Genomic DNA, 25,985 nt, shown 5'->3' on the forward strand with positions numbered 1-25,985 from the left:
CGGGTTCGGTGCGATGCGGTTTCACCTCACGCACCGACGGTTTCGTCAGCCGGCACGCCCTCGGCGGCAAGCTCGTCTTCGGTGATCCAGCCAGCCTTCAGGCGAGCCGCCAGGACCATCTGCTCGGCATCGGCGCGTGATACGCCATGGTTGGCGAGCACACCCGGGAATACCTTCGTCTCGCCGTCCTTGCGTTCTTTCCAACCGGTCAGGTCGTCGGCGGCGTAGCCGGCGAAATCCTCGATCGTCTTCACGCCGTCCTCGCCGAGCGTCACCATCATGGCGGTGGTGATGCCGGGAATCTCGCGCAATTCGTCCTTGACGCCGAGGGCCTTGCGCTTCTCGTCGTGCTCGGCTTCGATCTTCTCCAGATATTCGCGGGCGCGGGTCTGGATTTCCGAAGCCGTGTCCTCGTCGAAGCCGTCGATCGACGCGATTTCGCCGGAATCGACATACGCGACTTCCTCGACGCTGGTGAAGCCTTCGGAAGCGAGCACCTGGCCGACCATCTCGTCGACGTCGAGGGCTTCCATGAACAGCGACGACCGTTCGACGAATTCCTTCTGGCGGCGTTCGCTCTCTTCCTGCTCGGTCAGGATGTCGATATCCCAGCCGGTGAGCTGCGAGGCAAGACGGACGTTCTGGCCGCGGCGGCCAATGGCCAGCGACAGCTGATCGTCGGGAACGACGACCTCGATGCGCTCGGCATCCTCGTCGAGCACGACCTTGGCGACTTCCGCCGGCTGCAATGCATTGACAATGAAGGACGCCGCCGAAGGTGACCACGGAATGATGTCGATCTTCTCGCCCTGCAATTCACCGACGACCGCCTGGACGCGGCTGCCGCGCATACCGACGCAGGCACCGACCGGATCGATGGAGCTGTCGCGCGAGATGACAGCGATCTTGGCGCGCGAACCCGGATCGCGGGCGACCGACTTGATCTCGATGATGCCGTCGTAGATTTCCGGCACTTCCATGGTGAACAGCTTCGCCATGAACTGCGGATGGGTGCGCGACAGGAAGATCTGCGGACCGCGCTGTTCGCGGCGCACGTCATAGACATAGGCACGGACGCGATCGCCATACTTGTAGTTTTCGCGCGGAATCAGCTCGTCGCGGCGGATGATCGCTTCGCCGCGGCCGAGATCGACGATGACGTTGCCGTATTCGACGCGCTTGACGGTGCCGTTGACGATCTCGCCGATACGGTCCTTGTATTCGTCATATTGCCGGTCGCGCTCGGCCTCGCGTACCTTCTGCACGATGACCTGCTTGGCCGACTGGGCGGCGATACGGCCGAAATCCATCGGCGGCAGCTGTTCGGCAATGAAATCGCCGAGCTGGGCGTCCGGATTTCGCTCGCGCGCCGAGGAAATGGCAATCTGGGTCGCGTAGTCGTCGACCTTCTCGACCACTTCCATCAGCCGCTGCAGCTTCATCTCGCCGGTATTCGGATTGATATCCGCCCGGATATTGGTTTCCTGGCCGTAGCGCGAGCGCGCGGCCTTCTGGATCGCATCGGCCATGGCGGCGATGACGATCGACTTGTCGATCGACTTTTCACGCGCGACCGCATCGGCGATCTGCAGCAGTTCAAGCCTGTTGGCGCTTACAACCATCTTCTTTCTCCCGAGCTTGTCGCCGACCTTACCGCCGGCAGCCCAATCACATTTCCTGTTCGGTTTCGTCTTCCGCACCCGCTGGTGCGTCTTCGGGTTCGCCGCGGCGTTTCCTGGCTTCCTTGCGCGCCCGGTTGTCCTTCGACAGTGCATCGCGGATAAGATCGTCGGTCAGAACCAGCCGCGCTTCGCCAATCGCATCGTAGGGAACACGCACCGTCGGCTCCTCGCCGTAAGCGGCCTTGTCGCGCTCGATCACCACACCGTCCGCGTCGCTTTCGGCGATCTTGCCCTTGAAGCGCTTGCGGTCGGCGACGAGAACCGACGTCTCCATCTTCACCAGATGGCCGGCCCAGGCTGCAAAGTCCGATTTGCGGACCAGCGGCCGGTCGATGCCCGGCGACGACACTTCGAGATGATAAGCCTTCTCGATCGGATCATCGACATCGAGCGCCGGCGACACCGCCCGGCTGACCTCTTCACAATCCTCGACCGTCATGGTGCCGTCCTCGCGCTCGGCCATGATCTGCAGCGTCAGCCCGTTCTGGCCCGACAGGTGCACACGTACCAAGCGGAAGCCAATGGCGCGCAGTACCGGCTGAACGATCAGCGCGATGCGCGCATCGATGCCGCTTTCGCGGATGATGCGGTCGTCGCCTTCGCTCGCCGTCATTGTCATTCGGTCTTCCGTCGCTCGATTCCTGTTTGGTCGGCAGGTAATAAAAAAGAGCGGGACCGGGTGGACCCACTCTTCGTCATACCGACCAAGAATTTGAAGCTGATATAGACGATCATGGTCCTCGTTTCAAGCCCGTCCTGCATGACGGCAAGGCACCGAGTCCGCAGCGCTGCGCCAAATGCATGGCGCCCATGCAGTGATCCCCCTTTGAGCACCGGCCACGCACGACTATCTATGTTGCATTGCACAATTGGAGCGATCACTGCGCTCGAAAGGGTACGATCATGAACAATCGTGGATTTTTTTCAGCCATAGGCGATGTCTTTAGCGTGTTCGGCAGCGCCGTAGCAGCGTCGCGGGCTGTGGAAAACGGTCGCAAGCCGCGTGCGCATGATCTGCGCAATCTCGGCATGGAGCCGGCAGCCTTCGACAAGATCCGTCGCTTCTGAGCCAAGTGAGCGCCGAGAGCCTTCGGCCGCTCGCCTTTGCTCAGCTCGGACTTTCTGCTTATTTCCGCACGAAGGTCAGATAGGCTGGCCGTCGGCCTTCGCGAATGGCCTTGGCCTCATAGCGCGTCCCCGGCCAGCCATCATAGGGCCGATGCCAGTCGGCTGCTTCGCTCGCCTGCCACGTGAAGGCGCCGTGCGCCCGGCAATGCAGGAGCGTCCAGTTCACATAGCTGTCGATGTCGGACGCAAAGTGGAACTTTCCGCCGTGCTTCAGGACGCGCGCGAAACGGTCGAGATTGACCGGGCTGACGAAGCGCCGCTTCCAGTGCCTCTTCTTCGGCCACGGATCCGGATAGAGAAGGTCAATGCCGTCAAGCGAAGCCTGCGGCAGCCAGTCCAGCAGGCGCGTGGCGTCGTCATCATAGACGCGCAGATTGGCAAGCGGCCGCTCCCGGACCGCCATCATCATCTTGGCCATGCCGTTGACGAAAGGCTCGACGCCGATAAAGCCGGTCGCCTGGCTGGCCGTAGCACGGTGCAGAAGATGTTCGCCGCCGCCAAAACCGATTTCGAGCTGGACAGCGGAAACTCCGGCTTCGAAAAGGCTGCGCAGATCGGCCGGCGGTTCAACCGTCAGATCGAGCTGGTAGGCGGCAAAGCCGCTCTCCAGCGCCGCTGCCTGCTGTGGTCGAATGGTCTTGCCGCGCCGGCGACCGAAAAACGCCTCGGTCGCACGACTTGGCCGGTCCTTCGGGTCCATAGGCGCCGCGGTTAGGCGGCGACTGCTTCGGCGACCGGTTCGGCGAGAGCGTCCTTGAGCGCCTTGGCGAGATCGGTCTTCTCCCAGGAGAAGGATCCGTCGCGGCCGGCCTTGCGGCCAAAATGGCCGTAAGACGACGTCTTGGCATAGATCGGCTTGTTGAGATCGAGGTGGCGGCGGATGCCGGACGGCGACAGGTCCATCACGGTGCGCAGTGCACGCTCGAGCTTTGCCTCGTCGACCTTGCCGGTGCCGTGGAGGTCGACGTAGATCGACAGCGGCTGGGCGACACCGATCGCATAGGAAAGCTGGATAGTGCAGCGATCGGCGAGCTTCGCGGCAACCACGTTCTTGGCGAGATAGCGCGCCGCATAGGCGGCCGAGCGGTCGACCTTGGTGGTGTCCTTGCCGGAGAAAGCGCCGCCGCCATGGGGCGCAGCCCCACCGTAGGTGTCGACGATGATCTTGCGGCCGGTCAGGCCGGCGTCGCCGTCGGGCCCGCCGATGACGAACTTGCCGGTCGGGTTGATGTACCAGTTGCAATTGTCGGCGATCTTCAGGTCGCCCAGTGCTTCGCGAATATAGGGCTCGACGACGTTGCGCACCTTCTTCGAATCCCACGTCTCATCGAGATGTTGGGTCGACAGCACGATCTGCGTCACTTCCGCCGCTTTGCCGTCGACATAGCGGACGGTGACCTGGCTCTTGGCATCCGGCCCGAGCCTGCCTGCATCACCGCTGCCTTCATGGCGCGCAGCGGCCAGCAGTTCGAGGATCTTGTGGCTGTAATAGATCGGCGCAGGCATCAGGTCCGGGGTTTCGCGGCAGGCATAGCCAAACATGATGCCCTGGTCGCCGGCTCCCTCCTCACCTTGCCGGTCGGAGGCGTTGTCCACGCCTTGGCCGATATCCGGCGACTGGCCGTGCAGCAGGACCTCGATCTTGGCCGTCTTCCAGTGGAAGCCGGCCTGCTCGTAGCCGATTTCGCGGATTGCCTTGCGGGCGACCGACTTGAACTTGGCCGGGTTGACAATCGGATGGCCTGCCGCATCCTTCAGGACATTGCCCTCCTTGTCCTTCTTGAGCAGCGTCTCGGGGACGCGCACCTCGCCGGCGATGACAACGCGATTGGTTGTCGCAAGCGTCTCGCAGGCAACGCGGACCTTCCACGGGTCCATGCCGGTCTTTCTGGCTTCGCGATAGACGAGATCGACAATCTCGTCGGAGATGCGGTCGCAGACCTTGTCGGGATGGCCCTCGGCAACGGATTCCGAGGTGAAGAAGTAATTGTGCCGCGTCACGGGTGTCCCCTCTTGAAAAAATATCGGCAGGCCGCCGATTTTGGCGCGCCAGTTGTTAACGGTGCCGGGCGCCGGTCGTCAAGCCATGCAGCCGTTCTGGCATGAATTTTGACGTTATTTATCTTTGCATCCCGAGACGGCGGCAGGGCGCACTGCGATCAGCCCTTGCGCCAACAGACTGAGGGAAAACGGCTTCGAGGAAGCGCGTCGAGCAAAATCGATCCGCGCTTTGGCGCATCTGCGGAATGCACATCCCTCGATGCGGGCAAGCGCGAGAAATTGCCTGCCCAGCCACGACGAACTCTACCTCTTTGAACTCTTCGCGAGCCAGTCAATCGACCTCGTCGGTGGAGAGCGACTTCACAAGCTCAATTATCTTACGGCGCACTTTCACGTCGGCGATCTTGACGAAGGCGCGATTCAGCTGGAGCCCTTCCGGGCTGCCGCAGAATTCGACGGCGGAGGTCATCGACGCATCCTCGGCAAATCCACGGTTGCCCACGGGCTCCTGACCGGGCGCATCCTCGAAAAAGAAGGCGACGGGCACGCCGAGTATGGAGGCGATTGCCTGCAAACGGCTGGCGCCGACGCGATTGGTGCCCTTTTCGTACTTTTGGATCTGCTGGAACGTTATGCCGAGGTTTTCGCCCAGTTTTTCCTGGCTCATTCCCAGCATATTGCGGCGAAGCCGGATGCGGCTTCCGACGTGGATGTCGATCGGATTCGGCTTTTTCTTGTTTTCTTCTGTCATTTTGTCCTCGCCGAATTTTTCCGGCTTTTTCTATTTTGCTGCCCAAACGACGCCGCGGCCCGTGCCCCAACAGAACGACCTTATCGACTTCGAAAATTTTCAGGCGCTTACAGTATGAGTTTCTAATGTGTCGGCTGTCAATTCGCCCGTAGCCTTTGCCTTACGTTCAAAATGCATGCCGCTACGGCGAGCAAAAACATGATCAGCATTCCGTTAATGCGTCGTTGGCCGGAGGAAACGATGGCTTGGTTGGAGATCGGCACACGCACATCGATGGCGCCGCGTGCATCGATTGCCAGCGCGTCGACGATGCGGCCGCGCGGGTCGACAACGGCCGAAATGCCGTTATTAGCCGCGCGCAACAGGGGTACCCCATTCTCCACCGCCCGGATCTGCGCCTGCCTGAAGTGCTGGTACGGCCCTGGCGTGTCGCCGAACCAGGCGTCATTGGTGACGTTCACAATAAGCTCGGCTGACGTTGCGTCAACCGCGACGAGATCGGAGAAGATGACCTCATAGCAAATAAATGGCAGCGCTCGGATACCGCCGGGCAGCGTGATCGGGTGCCGCTCATTGCCCGCCGCGAAGGTCATCGGACCGGCAACAAGCTGCTCAAGCCCGAAGCGGCCGAGCAGATCGGCGAAAGGCAGATATTCGCCGAAGGGCACCAGGTGGACCTTGTCCACGGCATCGACGATTTCGGCCCTGTCGTCGATCGCCACGACCGAGTTGTAGTAACGGCTGCGGGCCGCCGAGCCGCCTTCCTCGCGAACGACGCCGGCAACCAGCATCTGGCCGTCGCCAAGCATCTCTCCGATGGCAGGCAAGGCATCCGGACGTTCGGTGAACAGAAACGGCACGGAGGTCTCCGGCCACAGGATCAATTGCGGCCTGTTATGGCCGGGTTCCGGTGCCTTGGCCGAAAGCCCCATCATGGTGGCGAAGATGCGGTCACGCACCGAGGCATCCCATTTTTCCGTGAGATCGACGGCAGGTTGCACGATACGGACGTCGAGGCTATGGGCCGCCGCTTTTTCGGGGGCGGCGAGCCGGATATAGCCGAAGCCGGCATGGGCGGCGACGAGAACGACAAGCAACGCCGCGCCCAGGCGAAGATGCTGGCGCGCCGCAAGCAGCGCCGGCAGAGCGAAGACGAAGACCGCCAGCGCGTTCATGCCGACCATGCCAGTCACCGAGACGCTCTGCATCAGCAACGGCACCGGCATCGCCGCATAGCCGACGGCATTCCACGGAAAGCCGGTGAACAGGAAGCCGCGCAGCCATTCCGCCAGCGCAAAGCCGAAGGCGAGCGCGGCGATGCGGCCGATGTCGTTGCTCCACAACAGCCGGGCAACCACGGCAGCGAAACCGTAAAAGAAGGCCAGCGCGAGGGGGATGCCGACCACCGCGAACGGCAAGGCCCAGGCAAAGCTGTCGGCCTCGACCAGAAGCGCCGAGCCGACCCACCAGAGCCCGGCAAGAAAGTAGCCGAAACCGAACCACCAGCCGGTGGCGAAAGCCGGCAGCAAGCGTCGCAGAAAACCGTCCGAGGCTTCGCCGGTCGCGCCATCGAGAAGCCAGACCAGCAGCGGGAACGAAACGAAACCGACGGCGAAGAAATCGTAAGGCGCCTGGGCAAGAACCGCCAGCGCCCCGGCAAGAAACGCCACCAGCGCGCGCCGCCAGCCCCAAAGCAGAATTATCCGGCCGGCCTGGCGCTCCATCTATGCTTCCGAGTCGTGCGAATCAGGAAGCAAGATTTATCAGGCCGCGGGCTTGGCTCCAAACAAACCCTAAGCCTGCTCAGTGCGGACGGCGCGGCGCCGCCGCTCGCCCTTCAGGGTCTCGACGATGCGCACGCGCTTGACGCGGCGCGGATCGGCGTCGAGCACATGGAACTCGAAGCCGGGTATGGCCTGCACCACTTCGCCGCGCGCCGGCACCCGGCCAAGCGTGTTGAAGATCATGCCGCCGATCGTGTCGACATATTCGCCGTGCTCGCCGGCGGCGAAATCCTCGCCGATCATCTTGGCGACATCGTCGATCTCGGCCTTGCCGTCGACGATGAAGACGCCTTCGCCGGCCTGTGTAATCATCGGCTCGTCCTCGTCGTGCTCGTCCTCGATGTCGCCGACTACCATCTCGACGATGTCCTCGAGCGAGACGAGGCCGTCGGTGCCGCCATATTCGTCGATGACCAGCGCCATCTGGGTGCGCGTCGTCTGCATTCGCCCCATCAGGTCGGAGGCGAGCATCGACGGCGGCACGAACAGCACCGGTCGGATCAGGTTGAGATCGCCGATGGTGCGCGCCAGATCGACCTGGGCGAGATCGAGAACCGTCGCGACCGGGGTTTTCCTGGTCGTCCTGCCCTTTCTGACGCGGGCGACCTTGGTGATATGCGCCAGCACGTCGCGGATATGAACCATGCCGCGCGGGTCGTCGAGCGTCTCCGAATAAACTGGCATGCGGGAGTGGCCGGACTGTTCGAACAGCCCCAGAAGATCGCCGAGCTTCGTCGTGATCTCGACCGCCTCGATGTCGGCGCGCGGCACCATGACGTCCTCGACCCGCACTTCGCGCAGGCGCAGGATGTTGTTGAGCATGGCGCGTTCGCCGGGCGAGAAGGATTCTGCATCGCTCGCCGTTTCGGCAAGCGCACCGGCAATCTCCTCGCGCAGGCTGGTGCCGTTGCGGTGCCTGAAAAGCCCGAGCACGCGATCGAACAGGGAAGGACCGGCAGGCGATGCCTCGCTGGCGAAGCTGCCGGTCGTGGTACTCGGACTCGAGCCCTCTTCCGTCGTTTCGGAAGGCTTGATCGCACTGCCGGCGTCGGAGCGGGCGGCAGTCTCTGGTTTGTCGTTCATCATCGTCCGGTCAATTGGTCTTTTGTAATTACGTGTAGGGATCGGGAATGGCAAGCCTCGCAAGTGCTGCGCGCTCTGTCGCTTCCATCAGGTCCGCTTCGGCATCCGTTTCGTGATCATAGCCCAGCAAATGCAGCAGGCCATGGATGACGAGATGGGAGATATGGTCCTCGACGGGCTTGTCTTCCAGTGCCGCCTCGCGCGCGACAGTCTCGGCGGCCAGCACAATGTCGCCGAGCATCGGCGGCAGAGGCCCGCCCCTGGCAAAGGGAAAAGCCGGAAAAGACAGCACGTTGGTCGGCTTGTCCTTGCCGCGCCAGCCGGCATTGAGCGTACGGATATGGGCATCGTCGGAAAAGACGATGCTGAGCTCGGAACGACCGTCCGCACCGGTTTCGGCAAAGGCGGCCGATACGGCGTGGTCGACCAGCCGCGTCAGCGTCGTCTCGCCGGGCCAGTCGCCCGCCTCTATGGCGATATCGATCTCGACGGGAAGCGGCCCTCCCGCCTTTTGCTCCTCAGCCATGCGGCCGCATAATCATATCAGCTTTCGACACCCAAGCCCCTGGCCAGCTTGCCGTCACGGTCGTAGGCCTTGACGATCTCGGCGACCAGCGGATGTCTGACGACGTCGCCTTCATTGAAGCGGACCGTCACCATGCCGGTAACGCCGTCGAGAATTCTCAGCGCCTCGACCAGGCCGGACTTGGTGTTCGGCGGCAGATCGATCTGGGTCGGATCACCGGTGACGATCATGCGCGAGTTCTCGCCGAGCCGGGTCAGGAACATCTTCATCTGCATCGGCGTGGTGTTCTGCGCCTCGTCGAGGATGACGGCGGCATGCGCCAGCGTACGGCCGCGCATGAACGCCAGCGGCGCGATCTCGATGACCTCGGCGGCAATCGCCCGTTCGACCTTGTCGGCCGGCATCATGTCGTAGAGTGCATCATAGAGCGGCCGCAGATAGGGATCGACCTTCTCCTTCATGTCGCCCGGCAGAAAGCCAAGCCGTTCGCCGGCCTCGACCGCAGGGCGCGACAGCACAATGCGTTCGACCATGCCGCGTTCGAGCAGCATTGCCGCGTGCGCCACCGCCAGGTAGGTCTTTCCGGTGCCGGCCGGGCCGATGCCGAAGACGAGTTCCGACCGCTCCAGCGCGCGCATATAGGCGTCCTGGTTCAGCGAGCGGGCATAGATGGTCTTCTTGCGTGTCGATATCTGGGCGGCGGACACCTTGCCCTTGCGCTCCAGCGTCGGCAGCGTCAGCTGGTCGTCGGTGGCGATCGCCATGCGCACCGCGCCGTCGACATCGGACTGGCCGATATCAGTGCCTTTCTGCAGAATGCCGTAAAGATTGTCCAAGGCGCGGCGTGCCTGCTCGGCGGCTGAGGAAGAGCCCTTGATGGTCAATTGGTTGCCACGCGAGCGGATGTCGACGCCGAGCTTCTGCTCGAGCCTGGCCAGATTCTCGTCGAACTGGCCGTAAAGGGCGCTGGCAAGCTTGTTATTGTCGAAAGTCAGTACGATGTGCGCCATATCCGAGGCCCCAGAGGGTAGATTCTGGGGCAGGTTCTTGACTTCAGCAGCGCTCAACCGTCTCTCCTCATCTGCCGAGGCCATCAGGCCAATTCGGCGAACAGGCTGTTGTAGCCCGTCTTCGTGATTCGTACCGGGATAATGTCACCGATTTCGCCGGCCTTTTCATCAACAATAACCGGCTGCAGCCACGGCGAGCGGCCAACCTTCTGGCCGGCCTGGCGGCCCGGCTTTTCGATCAGCGTGTCGATGGTCCTGCCGACCAGGCTTGCGCCGAAATGCTGCTGCTGTTTCAGAAGCAGCGCTTGCAATCGCTGCAGGCGCTCGTCCTTGACGGCCTCCGGCACCTGATCGTTCATTTCGGCGCCCGGCGTGCCGGGCCGCGGAGAGTATTTGAACGAGAAGGCCGAGGCATAGTTGACGTCTTCCACCAACTGCATCGTCGCCTCGAAATCCGCTTCCGTCTCACCGGGGAAGCCGACGATAAAATCGCCGGACAGTGCGATGTCGTTCCGTGCGGCACGGATGCGGTCGATCAACGTCAGATAGTCCTTGGCCATATGCCTGCGGTTCATCGCCTTGAGTATGCGGTCGGAGCCGGATTGCACCGGTAAATGTAGATAGGGCATCAGCGCAGGCAAATCACGATGGGCGGCGATCAATTCATCGTCCATGTCGCGCGGATGGCTGGTCGTGTAGCGCAGCCGCGCCAGACCTGGAATCTCTGCGAGCCTGAACAGCAGCCGGCCAAGGCCCCATTCCTCGCTGTCTTCGCCTCTTCCATGCCAGGCGTTGACGTTCTGGCCGAGCAGTGTCACCTCGCGCACGCCGGCATCCGCCAGGCGCTCGGCCTCGGCGACGATCTGTGCCACCGGCCGCGAGACTTCCGAGCCGCGCGTATAGGGCACGACACAGAAGGTGCAGAATTTGTCGCAGCCTTCCTGAACGGTCAAGAACGCCGTCACGCCGCGCCTGATCAGTTCGGCGCGCTTGGGCTGCGGCAGATGCTCGAACTTGTCCTCGACGGCATAGTCGGTCTCGACGATCTTTTCTCCGGTCCGCGCCTTCGCCAGCACAGCGGGCAGCCGGTGGTAGGTCTGCGGGCCGATGACCAGATCGACCGCCGGCGAGCGACGGATGATCTCGGCGCCCTCGGCCTGCGCCACGCAGCCGGCGACGCCGACCAGCATTTCGCGCCCGGCCTTGGCACGTTCCGCCTTCAACTCCCGGATGCGCCCAAGTTCGGAATAGACCTTTTCGGCCGCTTTCTCGCGGATGTGGCAGGTGTTGAGCAGCACCAGATCGGCCTCGCCAATGGCGTCTGTCGCGGCATAGCCGTCGGTCGCCAGAGCATCGGTCATGCGCTGCGAATCGTAGACGTTCATCTGGCAGCCATAGGTCTTGACGAAGACCTTCCTGGTCGCGGCAGGCGGAACGACCAGGTCTTCGGCGGCAGCGCCGATGTCGTCGCGTTCTATCGTGTTCAATTCCATTTCGCGGCTTCTAGCGCCTTTCCCTGACAAAAAACAGACGAATCTGGCCGGTACCGCGCAGACTACCGGCTCGGGCGCGGTTCGGCGAGCGCCGCCTGCACCATCTCGCGCACCTGGCGTTCCATCTGCTTTGCCGTCTCCTTGCGGCTGGAGCCCTTGGAGAAAGCAATCGCTTCGCCAAAATGCACCTCGACGTCGAGAGCGCCCTCGGCCATCAGCACCTTGAGGTGCGGCATCAGTTCCTCATCGCCGATCCAGGCGGCAACCGGTCGATGCCGGCGGCCGAGTGGCACGCCATGCAGGCGCGTATAAACGATCGCCACCGGCTGGATGAAGACCTGTTCGGCCGCCCCTTCAGCAATCGCCATCGTAGCTGCGCCGAACAGTGTGCTCTTGAACGGCAGGATCATGTTGCCGTCGCCGGTCGAGCCTTCGGCGAACAGCACCATGGCGGCCCCTTTGGCCATCCGGCGGGCGATCTCGCTCGCCTGGTCGCCCGACGAACGTTTGCGCTCACGTTCGATGAAGACGGTGCGTTGCAGCTTCGACAGCATGCCGATCAGCGGCCAGCCTGCCATGTCGGCCCTGGCGATGAACGTCACGTCGACCATCGATCCCAGCACCATGATGTCGGTCCAGGAGATGTGGTTGGCGGCGACCAGCAATGGGCGTTGGCCGGATAGCGCCCCTTTGACATGGATGCGCAGCCCCAGCGCCCTGACGATCATCCTGTGCCAGATCTTCAGGATGAAGGTCTCGCGCCAGAGCCCGGTCTTCATCGACAAGACCTGCAGCGGCACAAGCACCAATGAGCCGACGACAACCAGCCCCAGCGCCAGGAAAATCCTGATTTTTCCTATCATCCGCACCACCCCGGCGTTTGGCTAGCGAAGATCGCGGCGCATGACAAGCGCGCCGGTCGGGCCGTGCTCCGGCGACTTGTAATAGTTGGCGCGCTTGCCGACCTCGCGGAAGCCGAGCCGCCGGTAGAGCGCGATCGCGGCGACGTTGGTCTCGTCGACCTCAAGGAAAAGCGCCTCGGCGCGCTGTGCGTGCAGTTCACGCAGCACCGCATCCATCAATTGCCAGCCGAGCCCCCGGCGCCGGTGCGAGCGTGCCACCGCGACCGTCAGGATCTCCCCCTCGCTGGCGGCCAGCCGCGCCAGGACGAAGCCCACCGGCGGCTTGGCGCCCTGTCCGGTCTCGCGCGCGGCATAACCGAACACCGTGTCCTGCTCGAGCAGCGCGGCGAATTCGTCGTCGGTCCACGGCCGCGCGAAATCCTCGCGATGCAGCACCGACATGGCCGCGCTGTCGGCAACCGTCAGCGGCTCGATCGCATAGTCCCTGCGACGCGGCTGGAGGAATGGAATGCGCATCAGTTTTTTTGCCTGGGTAGAACAAAGCCGGCCTGCGGCTTGGCGTCGGCGCCCCGCAGATAGAGCGGTTTCGGCTTTTCGCCCTCGCCGTGTTTACCGGCACCTTGGGCCGCGGCCAGCCGCGCATAGACAGCGATGTCGGCGGTGGCCGCCGTCTCACCGAGATCGAAGCTGCGTCCGGCCGCCGCGGCAATTTGGGTTGCCGCCGTGCCCGCCAGAACCGGAGAGATGTCGATCGCCATGGCTGCGGCTTGCGAGAGCGTGGTCACAGCCGGACCATAGATCAGAACCGACCTCTCATCGTAAAGTGCCGCATGGATCTCCTCGCGGCCTGCATCGAGCGCTGCGAGCACGGGGCGGCGGGGAAATATCGCTGCGGTCTCTGCCGCCAGTGCCTCCAGAGTCGTCACGCCGATCGCCGGGATTTTCAGCGCCAGCGCCAGGCCGCGCGCCGCCGAGACGCCGACACGCAGTCCGGTGAAGGAGCCCGGACCGGTTGAAACGGCAATGGCGCCGAGGCTGGCATAATCGCTTCCGGCCGCCTTCAACGCGCCTTCGATGACACCCATCAGATGCTCGGCATGACCCTTGCCGAGATCGAGCACCGAACGGCCGAGTTCTTTCCCGGCCGCCGCGTCGTAGACGCAGGCGGCGCAGAGATTGGCGGCACAGTCGATGGCAAGCAACTTCATGAAGCGGCCGGTTGAGACAGTTTCGAAAACAGCTTCCCTCTGCCCGCCAGGGCTGATCCCCGCAAGGGAATAATGGATAAATCGTCAGGCGACTTGGCTTCGGCGCGGGTCCAAGAATGTAAGTTCCAACGCACCCAATCCCCACAATAGGTATCGAGACTAGCCGACCTGTTCGATACGCAGCACGTGATTGTCCCAGACATAGTCCGGCTCTGAACGTATCGAGCCACCGGACTCGACGATATCGCCGGCGCCGGTCGTCGCCATGAAGCTTTCCCCATCGGGCGCAACGCCGCAAACCTCGACCAGCGCCTTGGTGGCGACGATGCGGCCGCTGGCCGTGTCGATCACGGCAAGCGAATTCCCCTCAGGCGAAGACACGGCGATGGTGCCGACGGCAGGGTTGGCCGCGACCGAGCCGATATAGTTCCTGAAGCCGGAGAGCACGTCCTGCGGCATATCGAGCAATTGCAACTCCTTGCCGCGCGGCGCGCGGCCGACCAGCGGGGGACGATTGGTACCCGGCCCCCTGTACTGACAGCCGAACCAGACGGTGCCGGACCGGTCGGCATCCATATGGCGGATCGACAGTTGGTGCAGCGCCGGCGGCAATCCGTGCTTTTCGGTGAGGTCGCCGGTAAGGCGGTCGACCAGAACATAGGAAGGCTTCATCGTTGCGATATTGAGCTCGGCGCGGCCATAATCCGGATGCGTCTCGATGCCGCCATTGGCGACAGCGATTGTCCTGCCGTCGGAGAGAAGCAGAAGTTCGTGCGGCCCCATGCCGTATGTCGGGAACTCGCCGATACGCTCGAATTTCGCATGCGCGTCATAGACGCCGACGACGCCGGCGGCATTGTCGAAATCGTTCTCGGTTGCGTAGAGCAGCGTGCCATCGGCCGAAAACACGCCATGGCCGAAGAAATGCCGGCCGGCAACGCTGGCAATGGTGTGCGGTTCATCGCGGCCGGTATGGTCGAAGACGACAGCAAAGGTGCCCGGCTGCCTGGCAAACACCACCGAACGCTTAGACACCGGGTCGAAGGTAACATCGTGGCCCCGATCGGGCAGATCGATCGTGTGCAACAACTTGCCGGCCTCGGACAGGACGGCCGCGCCATAGCTGCCGTCGCGCTTGACGAAAGCGGTGGCGAAGACCGCGTCGGCGTCGAGTGTATTTGCCCAGGCCGAAGGCGCCATCGCCGCCACGAAACCAGCGCCCGCGGCCCTCAGGAAATCGCGCCGATCGATCAGCGGCGGCCTCATGATCAGTCGCCATCCAGTGACGAGAACCCGGCGGTCAGGCCGAATTCGGCGGTCAGCCTGGCGCCGATCAGGGTCGTCAGGCTGGATGTCACCAGTGCGAAGTAGTCGAGCTTCTGGCGCAACGTCGGATCGGCTAGTGCCTTGTCGACCGGACCCCTGATCGCCTTGGCGGCCTCGATCCCGTTGGTGAATTGGATGTGGACCGATTCCGCAATCCAGCGTGCATCAGGCGGCAGCGCATCGCCAAGCTGGGAGGCCTGGAATAGCGCATCCATGCCCGCCAGATTGCCGGTCAGCGAGCGTGCGGTATTCTGCGAGCGCCAATAAATCGCCTGTTTCGGTTTGTCGGGCTCCGGCTTGGCGCCCAGGAAGCCTTTCAGGCGCACGTCGCGAACCATTTCCAACTCGTTGATGAAGACGCCGACCAGTTCGGTCACCGCTTCAGTGCCGTCGTGATAGAGCGCGTTCTGCGGACCGGGATTGGCCCAGAGCGCGGCAAAGCCGTTAGGCTTGTTCCAAGCCTCGCCGACCTCGCCGGCAATCGTCTCGACATTGCCGGCAATGGCTGCACCATAGGCGCAGCGATAGGCGTCGCCCTTGCCGGCCAATTGACCGGCGCCATCGCCGTAGAGCACGAACTCCAATGCGCCGAGCCCTTGCATGGCGACACTCTTTGTCGCCAGTTGGGCCGGATCGGCGGCCGCCGGATCCTTGCCGGCCAGTGCTGCCTGCACCTGCTTCAGGCCGATGCTCTTGCGGTCCGGCCAAAAAAGCATGCGCTCAAGCCGGTTGTTTTCGGCGATCGGCCCGAAACGGATGATTTCCACCACCGACCAGGCATCCACGACGCCTGAGAATTCGGCGCGTGCCGCATCGAGCGTATCTTGCGAAGAGGCCTGGCAAAGCGCGTGCATGGTCTTGGCCAAGCTGTCCGCATGGTCATGCAGCCTGGCATAGGCCGGGCGGACGAAGCCGTCGATCGCCCGCTGGATCACATCCGAAGCCTTCACCGCGGCGGATGCCGGCAGCGCATCGGCGAGGACCAGCATCAGCGCGAGTGCAAGACGCTTCCGCATCAGAGCGACTCCAGAAACTTGATCAGCGCGGCGCGTTCGGCCGCATTGGCAGCGGCAAAGCGGCCACGCGCCTTCTGGCCCTCGCCGCCATGCCACAGGATTGCCTCGGCCAGGCTGCGTGCGCGCCCGTCATGCAGGAAGAAGGCGTTGCCGCTGACGGTCTGGGTGAGCCCGATGCCCCACAGCGGCGGCGTGCGCCATTCGCTTCCCGTGGCCTCGCCCACCGCCTGTCCGTCGGCAAGGCCGGGTCCCATGTCATGCAGCAGGAAATCGGAATAAGGCCAGATCAGCTGGAAGGCGTGCGCTTTGTTCGGGGTGCCGCGACGGGTGACGAATTTCGGCGTATGGCAGGAGATGCAGCCCATATCGTAGAACAGTTTTTTGCCGGCGAGCACGTCCGGTCTGTCGAGATCGCGCCGAGCCGGCACGGCAAGGTTTTGCGAATAGAAGGTCACGAGGTCCACGACCGGCGGCGGCGCTTCGACCGGACCGAGGCGCTCCTGAACACCGTTGGGTAGGGCAAGGCAGGTCTTTTCTGCGGCGCTGCAATCGCCCCAGTGCCTCGGCACCTCAGGCGTCGAAATGCCGATATCGCCCGCAAAAGCGTCCGCCGATTGCTGACGGATCGAAGCCGCCTGCGCCTTCCAGCCGAAACGGCCGAGCGTCAGTTCACCGCTGCTGCCGTCGCGTATTATGTTGGGCCTGCCGGAAATCCCGTCACCATCGCGGTCGGTCGCATCGGCATGCGCAAGGATGTCGGCAGGAGCGATCTGCTCCACCAGGCCAAGGCCGATCATCGGCGGTGTCATGCGCGGCGACAGCGTGGTGTGCGGATCGAGCGGCCCGTAGGCGAGACCCTCGACCGAATAGCTCGGCTTGCGCAGCGACACGACGCTGCCGTCCGCCAGTTTCACCTTCTCTTCCTGATAGTCGACATGCATCCTGCCTTCGCCCTGCAGACCGGGAACGGCTAGCTCCTGAAGTTGCGTGCCATAGACCGGGTCGGGGAAGTTGAGCACCTTGTGATCGGCGAGTGCGGCTTTCTCCTCCTCGGTACTGGCTTCCCTTGCCAGGCGCAGGAACATCGAGGTGGTGCCGCTGTCTCCTTCGGGCGGATGGCCGCGACCGTCCTTCAGATGACAGTTCTGGCAGGCGCGCTCGTTGAACAGCGGACCGAGTCCATCCGAGGCTTGTGTCGAGGATGGCGACGACACCCAGTTCTTGCGGAAAATGGCATTGCCGAGCTTGAAGGTACCCTCTTCCTCGAAGCTGATGTTGGCGGAGGATTGCGAGAAGGCATCCTTGTTGACGTCCTTCTTCGAGGTGCCGGCGCCGCCTTGCATCATTTCGAATTGCTCGGGCTTGGAGAAATCGCTGGTCGGCCTGGTGATGGCGATGACGCGCGCCAGATCCTTCGGCGTCAGATCGGTGCGGCTGGTGGCAAGCCCCGCCGGTTGTGGCGCTCCGGCCAGCGCCGAGGCTGTGAGCGTCGCCACCACGGCAAGAAGAGGGCCGCGAAGGATACCGTATCGCGGCTTCTTCTGAGGCGGCAGGCCGCAACCTTCGGCCGGCAAGCGGCGCAAGAAATCTAGGGGGCGCCGCATTCCGGCATGTCCTTATTCCGCCTCGTCGGCCGACGTTGCGTTGAGTTGGCCGTACTTTTCCTCGCCGATGGAGGCGAGCAGGTCGAGTTGCGTCTCGAGGAAGTCGATGTGACCTTCCTCGTCAGCCAGCAATTCCTCGAACAGCTTCATCGTCACGTAGTCGCCTGCTTCGTTGCAAACCTCGCGCGAACGCTTGTAGGCGGTGCGTGCGTCATATTCGCCGGCAAGATCGGATTCGAGCACTTCCTTGACATTCTGCCCGATACGCAGCGGCGCCACGGACTGCAGGTTCGGATGGCCCTCAAGGAAGATGATGCGCGCCACGAGCCGGTCGGCATGGTGCATTTCTTCGATCGATTCAGCGCGTTCCTTCTTTGCCAGCTTGGCGTATCCCCAGTCCTCCAGCAGCCGGAAATGCACCCAATATTGATTGACCGCTCCAAGTTCCAGAAACAGAGCCTCGTTAAGCCGCTCTATGATCTGCTGTTCGCCTTTCATGGGTTCTGCTCCCGTATTGGATGCGCAGGCCTCTGACGCGATCCAGGTGTGAAACGATGTCCACGCCGCTCGCCGCCGAGCGGGCGTGATAATTTTCGGTGACCCGAATGATCGTTTCGACCACATTTGGGAAGCAGCCGCAACAGCGACCGCGCTTGTGCATGGCATGGTAGACCTTCGCCGGCACGATCAGCTGCCAGGGGTCCTCATCCAGCAGTCCGACGATCGTCTGCTCTATCTCCTTTTCGGTGATGATGTTGCAATGGCAGATCAGCATTTGTCGCTCTGGCTAACGGCGCTCATTGCGCCGCGTGGCTGTTGGTTTCGAAGTTTACTGGAACACCTTGTCCGGTGAATCGAGGCTGTCCGAGCCCTCGAAGGCGATGGCATTGAGCTTCAGGGTGCCGACGGCGCGTTCGATCGACTTGGTCTGATCGACCAGCGCGTCGATCGCCGCCTGCACGGTGGCGTTGCCGTCAGCGTTACCCTCGGCGATCTGCTGGTCATAGGCCTCACCGGCAAGCGCCCGCGCCTTGATGGCCTCCATCTTGGCGATGGTGACATCCAGTTTAGCCGACAATTCCTTGTCGATCGCCGGATCGGCCGCCTTGACCATGTCGGCCACCGACGGCCCCTCCACGACAGTGCCGTCAAGCCGCGTGTAGCTGCCGTGATAGGCGGCGCGGATGCCGGTCGCATCGTAGAGATGGGAGTTGTAAGTGTTGTCGGAGAAGCAATCGTGTTCCTCTTCCGGATCGTGCAGCAAAAGGCCGAGCTTCATCCGCTCGCCGGCGAGTTCGCCATAGGACAGCGAGCCCATCCCGGTGAAGATGGTCGAAATGGCGGCGTTCGGCTCGCCATCGACAAGGTTCTTGCGGGCGGCGCCGCCTGCCTTCCAGTCGTCGACCATATCCTTTAGATCGGAAACCAGAAGGTCGCTCGCCGATTTCAGGTACTGCGCCCGACGGTCGCAATTGCCGCCGGTGCAATTGGCGCGGTCGTAATCGGTGTAGGGCCGCTCGCCGGCGCCCGGACCGGTTCCGTTCAGGTCCTGACCCCAAAGCAGGAATTCGATGGCGTGATAGCCGGTCGCCACATTGGCCTCGATGCCGCCGGCCTCCTGCAGGGTGCCGGAGAGGAACTCCGGCGTCAGATTGGTGGCGTCGACCTTCTTGCCGTTGATCTCGATCGACTTGTTGGCGATCACATTGGCGGTGTAGAGCGCGTTGGCGTCCGACTCGGTGCCGTAGCTCTTGGCGACATAGTCGATCAAGCCCTCGTCGAGCGGCCAGGAGTTCACCTTGCCTTCCCAGTCGTCGACGATGGCGTTGCCGAAGCGATAGACCTCGGTCTGCTGATAGGGAACGCGCGATGCCTTCCAGGCCTCGCGGGCGGCGTTCAGCGTCTCGGCCGATGGCTTGGCGAGCAGCGCATCGACAGCCTTGTCGAGCGCCTCGGCCGTGATCAGCGAATCCTCGTATTTGGCGAGCGCGATGTCGGAATAGGTCTTGATGACCGCCTTGGCATCGGTTTGCGCCTTGGCCGGCAGCACGAACACCGCCGCCGTGAGCATCGCGGTGGCGCCGATCGCCGCAAGCCTGCCGCCATACCGTGCCGTGATCATCGTTCTCATGACTGTCTCTCCTCGGGAATCAATGAAATGCCGGCGCCGCGGCGGGCAGCTGCCAGCGGGCAAAGAAGGGTCGCGCCATCGCGCGGTTCGCGGAAGAAAGACACCGAAATGCCTCCAATCGAAAGGGTTCAAGGCCCAGACATCAAAGGGATGCGCTGACGCGCGAGCTTCCATAAAACGGCGAAGACACCGGATGTCAACTGGTGGCGTAGAAAAAATTCAATTGAAACAACAGTTTAGAATTATTCTAAACTAGAACTGTCAACTTTAACACCGATGTATAGGGATGCCGGCGCATGACGCGGTTGACAGGCGGCCGTTCCGGGTGCGACCCGGATCGGCGCTCTTGCGGCGGGACCAGACAATCGCCACCTGGCGGGACGTCCTAGATTTGGGTGAGGAATCGGGCTGTTATGAAGATCGGGGTCGTCATTGTCGGTGCGGGTCATGCGGGCGTGCAAGCGGCCGCCAGTCTGCGCGAAGAAGGCTATGACGGGCCGGTAATCCTGATCGGCGACGAAAACGAATTGCCCTACCACAAGCCGCCGCTGTCGAAGACCTTCATCAAGGATCAGCAAGCAAAGCCGCAGCCGTTGCGCGGCGAGGCTTTTTATACCGGCAGCGCCATCGACTACCGGCCAGGCCTCCGGGTCGAGCGGATCGACGTCGCCGGCCGCCGGCTGGAGATATCAGGCGGCGTGCTGCCGTTCGACCGGCTGATCCTCGCCACCGGCGCGCGTCCGCGCCTGCTGCCGCTGCCGGGTTCGGAGCTTTCTGACGTTGTGCCGCTGCGCTCGCTCAGTGATGCCCGCCTGATCCGCGAATTGAGCGCGCAAAGCGAGGAGGTCGTCATCCTCGGCGGCGGCTTCATCGGCCTTGAGATTGCCGCAACGCTCACCGCGGCCGGCCGCAAGGTCACGGTGGTCGAGGCGGTTGACCGGCTGCTCGGCCGCGCCGTGGCGCCGGTCGTCGCCGGCCATGTGCGCCAGCGGCTGGAGGCGACCGGTGTGCGCATCCTTACCGGCACCACCATCGAACGGCTGGAGGGCGAGAACGGCCGTGTTTCGGCTGCAATCACCTCATCTGGCGAAAGATTGCCGGCGCAGATGGTCGTCATCGGCATTGGCGTCGTGCCGAATGTCGAATTGGCCGAAGCCGCCGGCATTGCCATCGCCAACGGCATCCGCGTCGACCAGCAGATGCGCACGTCGGTGCCGGAAATCCTCGCCATCGGCGACGCGGCGTCCTACCGGCACTGGCTCACAGGCGGCGACGTGCGGCTGGAATCGGTGCAGAACGCCACCGACCAGGCGCGGCTCGCCGCACGCACCATCGCCGGCCACACCGACAATTACTCGGCGGTGCCGTGGTTCTGGTCCGATATCGGCGACATGAAGCTGCAGATGGTCGGCCTGATTGCGGGCGGCGACAGCCATCTCGTGCTGGGCGACGTGGCCGAGAACAAATTCTCCATCTACCACTATGCCGGAAGCCGGCTGCTCGGCATCGAGTCGGTCAACCGGCCCAGCGACCACATGCTTGGCCGCAAGATGCTCGGCGCCGGCTTGTCGCCGTCGCCGCAGATTGTCGCGACCGGGCCCGACGGGCTGAAGGCGGCGCTCGCCGCCTTCCAGGAAGAAGAGCCTGTCCGCGCTGCGGGATAAGATCAAACCCAATCACCCTGAATGACCTAGTCTAGTTCGACCGGGAGCTGACCTTCAAACATATAGCGAAGTAAAGGAAACAGCGGTATTTTGACCAATTGAAATCGTCGGGGGGTGCTCATGGCTCTATATGTCATTGGCGCAGGCATGGGTCGCACTGGCACATATTCGCTGAAGCTCGCGTTGGAGCATCTTGGGTTCGGGCCGTGTCATCACATGGCAGATGTCCACGCCAATCCCGAGCAGAAGACGCTGTGGCGCGCAGCCGGCCAGGGACAACTCCCGACCTGGGATGCGGCATATGCCGGCTATCTTTCCGCGGTCGATTGGCCAACGGCGCATTTTTGGCGCGAAGTGAGTGACCACTACCCTGATGCGAAGGTTATCCTGACAGTTCGTGACCCCGAAGCCTGGTATGACAGCATGGCGCAAACAATAGGGCTCACGATGGATGCTGCTACCAATGATCCACAGTCCTTTGGTGTGGCGGTGATTGGAAACACTGTCTTTGGCGGTCGATTTGATAACCGTGATCACGCAATCGCTGTCTATGAAGCACATAACGCTTCCGTGAAATCAACACTGCCACCTGAACGCCTTCTTACTTATCAGGCCTCCGAAGGGTGGGAGCCGCTTTGTGCCTTTCTCGGTGTACAGTTGCCTTCCGAACCGTTTCCACGCACCAATTCGACTGCCGAATTTCGTGCTCGCATAGGGCGTTGAACGGCGGCTTGCCGCCTATCTCGGCCTTCGCCGCAGTTGAATCCCAGGCCATATCCTCGCCGCTTAGGCGGCGCGGGCGTCGCGGATCGAACTTTCCAGGATGTCGAGCGCCTCGTTCATGACGCCGTCCTGGATGGTGATCGGCGCGAGGAAGCGGATGACGTTGCCGTAGACGCCGCAGGTCAGCAGGATCAGACCCTTGTCGAGCGCCTTCAGCCGCACCGCATTGGCGAGTTCCGGCGACGGCAGGCCCTTCGTCACATCGTTGAACTCGACCGCGTTCATAAAGCCGGGACCTCTGATATCAACGATCTCCGGCGCTTCGTCGCGGATCGATTGCAGGCGCTGCTTCAGACGGTTGCCCAGCGTGTTGGCGCGGTCGCAGAGCTTCTCTTCGTCGATGACGTCGAGCACGGCATGCGCCGCGGCGACGCCGATCGGGCTGCCGCCATAGGTGCCGCCGAGCCCGCCGGGGTTCGGCGCATCCATGATCTCGGCACGTCCGGTGACCGCCGCCAGCGGAAAGCCGCCGGCCAGGCTCTTGGCCATGGTGGTGATGTCGGCCGCCACTTCGTGGTGGTCCATTGCGAACATCTTGCCGGTGCGGGCAAAGCCGGTCTGCACCTCGTCGGCGATCAGCAGCATGCCGTGCTGGTCGCAGATCTTGCGCAATGCGGTCATGAAGTCGCGCGGCGCCTCGTAGAAGCCGCCCTCGCCCTGCACCGGCTCGACGATGATGGCGGCAACGCGGGCCGGATCGACGTCGGCCTTCAACAGCCGGTCGAGCGCGGCCAACGAATCGGCGACCGACACGCCGTGCAGCGCAACCGGGAACGGCGCATGGAAGACATCCGCCGGCATGGCGCCGAACCCGACCTTATAGGGCACGACCTTACCGGTCAGTGCCATGCCCATGAAGGTGCGGCCGTGAAAGCCGCCGGAAAAAGCGATGACCGCCGGCCGGCCGGTGGCGTTACGGGCAATCTTGATAGCGTTCTCGACCGCCTCGGCGCCGGTGGTGACAAAAATCGTCTTCTTGTCGAACTTGCCGGGCAGCATGCCGTTCAGCCGTTCGGCCAGCCGGATATAGCTCTCGTAGGGCACGACCTGGTAGCAGGTATGGGTGAAGCGGTCGAGCTGCGCCTTGACCGCTTCGATCACCCTAGGGTGACGGTGGCCAGTGTTGACGACAGCGATACCGGACGAAAAATCGATATAGCGGCCGCCTTCGACGTCCCAGATTTCCGAGTTTTCGGCGCGATCGGCATAGATCTGAGTGGTCATGCCGACGCCGCGCGAAATCGACTGGTTCTTGCGTTCGGAAATGGCTGAATTTGTCATCGTATCCCTCACCGGACCGGCGCCCGCTCTCGTTTGATGGCTGTTGAGACTCTTTTGGGCTTATTTCAGGTTTTCCTCAAGTTGGCACCGTCGCCCGGCGATTGGGCCTGTCGATGCCGGTGTCGGCAACCGAAGGCCCGTCGCTCATGCCGTCCTGACAAACCCCTCGCTCGCCCTCAGCAGATTGCGCGTGTAGTCCTTGGTGACGCGGCGCTCGACGAGGTCGCCGGCGCTGAGGTGCTCGACCGCCTCGCCGTTCTGCATCACCATCAGCCGCTCGCACATATGGGTGATGATGGCGAGGTCGTGGCTGACCATCAGGAAGGTCAGCTTGCGCCGCCGCCGGACCTCTTCCAGCAGGTTCAGCACCTCCGCCTGCACCGAAGCGTCGAGCGCCGAGGTCGGCTCATCGAGCAGCAGGATCGACGGTTCGAGGATCAGGGCACGGGCGATTGCCACGCGCTGGCGCTGGCCGCCGGACAATTGATGCGAATAGCGAAAACGGAAGCCGGTGCCCAGGCCGACCTCGTCCAGCGCCCGCTGGATGCGCTTTTCGCCGTCAGCAAAGCCGTGAATGGCGAGCGGCTCCTGCAGCAGGCGGTCGACGGTCTGGCGCGGGTGCAGCGAGCCGTACGGGTCCTGGAAGACCATCTGCACCTCGCGGTAGAACGCCTTGTCGCGGCGCGCGCCGAGCTGTTTGCCGTTGACGGCGATGGTGCCCGAAGCGGCCGGCGCCAGGCCGGCGATTGCCCTGAGTAACGTCGACTTGCCGGAGCCGGACTCGCCGACCAAGCCGAAGGATTCACCGGATTCGACTTCGAGGCTGACGCCCTTCAGCGCGCGAAAACGGTCGAAGACCACCTCCAGCCGGTCGACGGAAAGGGCTGCGGTCATGCCGCCCACTCCGGCTTGCGGTCGAGCACCGGCAGCGGGTGACGGTCGGCGCCGATCTTGGGCATGCAGTTGAGCAGGCCGCGCGTATAGGGATGCTGGGCACGGCCGAGCTCCGAGGCCTTGAGCTGTTCGACCACCTTGCCGGCATACATGACGATGACACGATCGCAGAAAGATGAGACCAAGCGCAGGTCGTGCGAGATGAAAATCAGCCCCATGCCGCGCTCGCTGACCAGCCGGTCGAGGATGCCGAGCACGTCGAGCTGCACAGTGACGTCGAGTGCCGAGGTCGGCTCGTCGGCGATCATCATCTCCGGCCCGGCGATCAGCATCATGGCGATCATGGCGCGCTGGCCCATGCCGCCGGAAACCTCGTGCGGATGCAGGTCGAAGACACGGGCCGGATCGCGGATCTGCACAGCCTCCAGCATGGCAAGCGCGCGGTCGCGGCCTTCGGCCTTGGAGACTTTCTCATGCGTGCGCAGTGTCTCGACGATCTGGCGGCCGATGCTCATCACCGGGTCGAGCGAATATTTCGGATCCTGCAGGATCATGGCGATACGCTTGCCACGCAGTGCGCGGCGCTCGCGCGGCGAGGCGGCCAGCAGGTCGATGCCGTCGAAAGCAAGCGTCTTTGCGGTCACCTCGGCCTGCGGCGGGGTGACGCCCATGATGGCGCGGCCGGTCTGCGACTTGCCCGAACCGCTCTCCCCGACGATGCCGAGCCGTTCGCGGCCCAGCGAGAAGGAAACGCCGCGCACTGCCTCGATCAGGCCGGTGCGCGTCGGGAAGGTGACGCGCAGGTCGTCGACTTCGAGAAGCGTGCTCATTGGTCACCGCTTCGCGGATCGAGCGCGTCGCGCAGGCCGTCGCCGAGCAGGTTGAAGCCGAGGCTGACGATGAGGATGGCAAAGCCCGGCGCGCCCGCCACCCACCACTGGTCGAGCACGAAGCGTCGGCCCGACGCGATCATCGCGCCCCATTCCGGCAGCGGCGGCTGCGCGCCGAGGCCGAGGAAGCCGAGGCCGGCGGCGGTCAGGATGATGCCGGCCATGTCGAGCGTCACCCTGATGATCAGCGAGGAGATGCAGAGCGGCATGATGTGGCGAAGCACGATGCGAAACGGCGAAGCGCCCATCAATTGCACCGCCTTGATGTAATCGGAATTGCGCACCGTCAGCGTTTCGGCGCGGGCAATGCGGGCATAGGGCGGCCACGAGGTGATGGCGATGGCGAGCACGGCATTTTCGATGCCGGGGCCGAGCGCGGCGACAAAGGCCAGCGCCAGGATCAGCTTCGGAAAGGCGAGAAAGATGTCGGTGATGCGCATCAGGATCGCATCGGTCCAGCCGCCGGCATAGCCGGCAACGGTGCCGACCAGCAAGCCGATGGGCGCGGCGATGATGGCGACCAGAATGACGACATAGAGCGTCCAACGCGAACCGAAGATGATGCGCGAATAGATATCGCGGCCGAGATCGTCGGTGCCGAACCAGTGCGCGGCACTTGGCGCCAGCAGCCGCGAGCCCTTGAGGTCGCCGAATGTCGGCGAATAGGGCGCCAGCACATCGGCGAAGGCCGCGACCACCAGCAGGGCGATGATGATGAGCAGGCCGACAAAGGCCAGCCGGTTGGCGGAAAAGCGCCGCCAGGCTACATAGGCGCGGCCGAGCCTTGCCTGCACGCGCGACGCTGGCCGCTCGCTGAGCAGCCAATCACGGCGGGTTTGAATCGCTTCTGCGCTCATCCTGCCTTGG

Annotated in this window: 26 protein-coding genes; 3 read left to right on the forward strand and 23 right to left on the reverse strand. The window is 63.3% G+C overall.

Annotation, left to right across the window (positions count from 1 at the left end):
- Window positions 1-26 precede the first annotated feature (26 nt).
- Together nusA and rimP are read right to left on the reverse strand one after the other, a co-directional pair.
- Window positions 27-1,622, reverse strand: coding sequence for a transcription termination factor NusA (gene nusA, locus NKH83_RS15005; RefSeq protein ID WP_023719563.1), 1,596 nt, complete (start codon window positions 1,620-1,622; stop codon window positions 27-29).
- A gap of 46 nt (window positions 1,623-1,668) precedes the next feature.
- Window positions 1,669-2,301: a ribosome maturation factor RimP gene (gene rimP / locus NKH83_RS15010; RefSeq protein ID WP_352475976.1), complete on the reverse strand. Its 633-nt coding sequence runs from the start codon at window positions 2,299-2,301 to the stop codon at window positions 1,669-1,671.
- A gap of 284 nt (window positions 2,302-2,585) precedes the next feature.
- On the opposite strand from rimP, the gene NKH83_RS15015 reads away from it, so the two are divergent.
- Entirely contained in the window at window positions 2,586-2,750 is a 165-nt protein-coding gene (locus NKH83_RS15015; protein ID WP_254816264.1) for a hypothetical protein, read from the forward strand.
- A 58-nt stretch (window positions 2,751-2,808) separates the two neighbouring features.
- Here NKH83_RS15015 and trmB read toward each other — a convergent pair whose 3' ends face one another.
- The 17 genes from trmB to NKH83_RS15100 form a co-directional block, all read right to left on the reverse strand.
- Window positions 2,809-3,510, reverse strand: a complete 702-nt coding sequence (gene trmB / locus NKH83_RS15020; protein WP_352475977.1) for a tRNA (guanine(46)-N(7))-methyltransferase TrmB — start codon at window positions 3,508-3,510, stop codon at window positions 2,809-2,811.
- Window positions 3,511-3,521: 11 nt separating this feature from the next.
- The gene (gene metK, locus NKH83_RS15025) at window positions 3,522-4,811 is read right to left on the reverse strand and encodes a methionine adenosyltransferase (RefSeq protein ID WP_023719567.1); all 1,290 of its coding nucleotides are present in this window, start codon (window positions 4,809-4,811) and stop codon (window positions 3,522-3,524) included.
- Window positions 4,812-5,142: 331 nt separating this feature from the next.
- Entirely contained in the window at window positions 5,143-5,562 is a 420-nt protein-coding gene (locus NKH83_RS15030) for a helix-turn-helix domain-containing protein (protein ID WP_023676895.1), read from the reverse strand.
- 137 nt (window positions 5,563-5,699) lie between these two features.
- Complete coding sequence (gene lnt, locus NKH83_RS15035) at window positions 5,700-7,286, reverse strand: apolipoprotein N-acyltransferase (RefSeq protein WP_352805432.1); 1,587 nt, start codon at window positions 7,284-7,286, stop codon at window positions 5,700-5,702.
- Between the two features lie 69 nt (window positions 7,287-7,355).
- Window positions 7,356-8,429: a hemolysin family protein gene (locus NKH83_RS15040; RefSeq protein ID WP_254816261.1), complete on the reverse strand. Its 1,074-nt coding sequence runs from the start codon at window positions 8,427-8,429 to the stop codon at window positions 7,356-7,358.
- Between the two features lie 28 nt (window positions 8,430-8,457).
- A complete protein-coding gene (gene ybeY, locus NKH83_RS15045) occupies window positions 8,458-8,955 on the reverse strand; it encodes an rRNA maturation RNase YbeY (RefSeq protein ID WP_352475979.1) in 498 nt (165 codons plus the stop codon).
- A 17-nt stretch (window positions 8,956-8,972) separates the two neighbouring features.
- Window positions 8,973-9,965 carry a PhoH family protein gene (locus tag NKH83_RS15050; protein ID WP_352464821.1) on the reverse strand — a complete coding sequence of 331 codons (993 nt, stop codon included), beginning with the start codon at window positions 9,963-9,965 and terminating at the stop codon, window positions 8,973-8,975.
- An 83-nt stretch (window positions 9,966-10,048) separates the two neighbouring features.
- The gene (miaB, locus tag NKH83_RS15055; RefSeq protein WP_352475981.1) at window positions 10,049-11,458 is read right to left on the reverse strand and encodes a tRNA (N6-isopentenyl adenosine(37)-C2)-methylthiotransferase MiaB; all 1,410 of its coding nucleotides are present in this window, start codon (window positions 11,456-11,458) and stop codon (window positions 10,049-10,051) included.
- A gap of 62 nt (window positions 11,459-11,520) precedes the next feature.
- Complete coding sequence (gene olsA / locus NKH83_RS15060) at window positions 11,521-12,321, reverse strand: lyso-ornithine lipid O-acyltransferase (RefSeq protein ID WP_352475982.1); 801 nt, start codon at window positions 12,319-12,321, stop codon at window positions 11,521-11,523.
- A gap of 21 nt (window positions 12,322-12,342) precedes the next feature.
- Window positions 12,343-12,837: a ribosomal protein S18-alanine N-acetyltransferase gene (rimI, locus tag NKH83_RS15065; RefSeq protein WP_352475983.1), complete on the reverse strand. Its 495-nt coding sequence runs from the start codon at window positions 12,835-12,837 to the stop codon at window positions 12,343-12,345.
- A complete protein-coding gene (gene tsaB / locus NKH83_RS15070) occupies window positions 12,837-13,529 on the reverse strand; it encodes a tRNA (adenosine(37)-N6)-threonylcarbamoyltransferase complex dimerization subunit type 1 TsaB (protein WP_352475984.1) in 693 nt (230 codons plus the stop codon). Before tsaB ends, rimI begins: the two co-directional genes overlap by 1 nt.
- Window positions 13,530-13,688: 159 nt before the next feature.
- A complete protein-coding gene (locus tag NKH83_RS15075; RefSeq protein WP_352805440.1) occupies window positions 13,689-14,795 on the reverse strand; it encodes a DUF1513 domain-containing protein in 1,107 nt (368 codons plus the stop codon).
- A gap of 2 nt (window positions 14,796-14,797) precedes the next feature.
- A complete protein-coding gene (locus NKH83_RS15080; protein ID WP_352475986.1) occupies window positions 14,798-15,871 on the reverse strand; it encodes an imelysin family protein in 1,074 nt (357 codons plus the stop codon).
- Entirely contained in the window at window positions 15,871-17,475 is a 1,605-nt protein-coding gene (locus NKH83_RS15085) for a di-heme oxidoreductase family protein (RefSeq protein WP_352805444.1), read from the reverse strand. The genes NKH83_RS15080 and NKH83_RS15085 overlap by 1 nt, the downstream gene beginning before the upstream one ends.
- Window positions 17,476-17,487: 12 nt before the next feature.
- Window positions 17,488-17,973 carry a bacterioferritin gene (gene bfr, locus NKH83_RS15090; RefSeq protein WP_352805446.1) on the reverse strand — a complete coding sequence of 162 codons (486 nt, stop codon included), beginning with the start codon at window positions 17,971-17,973 and terminating at the stop codon, window positions 17,488-17,490.
- The gene (locus tag NKH83_RS15095) at window positions 17,939-18,250 is read right to left on the reverse strand and encodes a (2Fe-2S)-binding protein (RefSeq protein ID WP_352805449.1); all 312 of its coding nucleotides are present in this window, start codon (window positions 18,248-18,250) and stop codon (window positions 17,939-17,941) included. Before NKH83_RS15095 ends, bfr begins: the two co-directional genes overlap by 35 nt.
- A gap of 54 nt (window positions 18,251-18,304) precedes the next feature.
- Window positions 18,305-19,597, reverse strand: coding sequence for an imelysin family protein (locus NKH83_RS15100; protein ID WP_352805595.1), 1,293 nt, complete (start codon window positions 19,595-19,597; stop codon window positions 18,305-18,307).
- Window positions 19,598-20,019: 422 nt separating this feature from the next.
- On the opposite strand from NKH83_RS15100, the gene NKH83_RS15105 reads away from it, so the two are divergent.
- Window positions 20,020-21,270: an NAD(P)/FAD-dependent oxidoreductase gene (locus tag NKH83_RS15105; protein ID WP_352805452.1), complete on the forward strand. Its 1,251-nt coding sequence runs from the start codon at window positions 20,020-20,022 to the stop codon at window positions 21,268-21,270.
- Window positions 21,271-21,390: 120 nt separating this feature from the next.
- The gene (locus NKH83_RS15110; protein ID WP_352644430.1) at window positions 21,391-21,993 is read left to right on the forward strand and encodes a sulfotransferase family protein; all 603 of its coding nucleotides are present in this window, start codon (window positions 21,391-21,393) and stop codon (window positions 21,991-21,993) included.
- Window positions 21,994-22,056: 63 nt separating this feature from the next.
- On the opposite strand, the gene NKH83_RS15115 is transcribed toward NKH83_RS15110, so the two are convergent.
- From NKH83_RS15115 to nikC, 4 genes are all read right to left on the reverse strand, one after another.
- Window positions 22,057-23,334, reverse strand: a complete 1,278-nt coding sequence (locus NKH83_RS15115) for a 4-aminobutyrate--2-oxoglutarate transaminase (protein WP_352805456.1) — start codon at window positions 23,332-23,334, stop codon at window positions 22,057-22,059.
- A gap of 144 nt (window positions 23,335-23,478) precedes the next feature.
- Window positions 23,479-24,228: an ABC transporter ATP-binding protein gene (locus NKH83_RS15120; protein WP_352805460.1), complete on the reverse strand. Its 750-nt coding sequence runs from the start codon at window positions 24,226-24,228 to the stop codon at window positions 23,479-23,481.
- Window positions 24,225-25,058: an ABC transporter ATP-binding protein gene (locus NKH83_RS15125; RefSeq protein WP_352805464.1), complete on the reverse strand. Its 834-nt coding sequence runs from the start codon at window positions 25,056-25,058 to the stop codon at window positions 24,225-24,227. The genes NKH83_RS15120 and NKH83_RS15125 overlap by 4 nt, the downstream gene beginning before the upstream one ends.
- Window positions 25,055-25,975, reverse strand: a complete 921-nt coding sequence (gene nikC, locus NKH83_RS15130; RefSeq protein WP_254816191.1) for a nickel transporter permease — start codon at window positions 25,973-25,975, stop codon at window positions 25,055-25,057. Before nikC ends, NKH83_RS15125 begins: the two co-directional genes overlap by 4 nt.
- Window positions 25,976-25,985 lie beyond the last annotated feature (10 nt).

This window comes from Mesorhizobium sp. M0909 (genome assembly GCF_040319515.1).
In the GTDB taxonomy this organism is placed as follows: Bacteria; Pseudomonadota; Alphaproteobacteria; order Rhizobiales; family Rhizobiaceae; genus Mesorhizobium.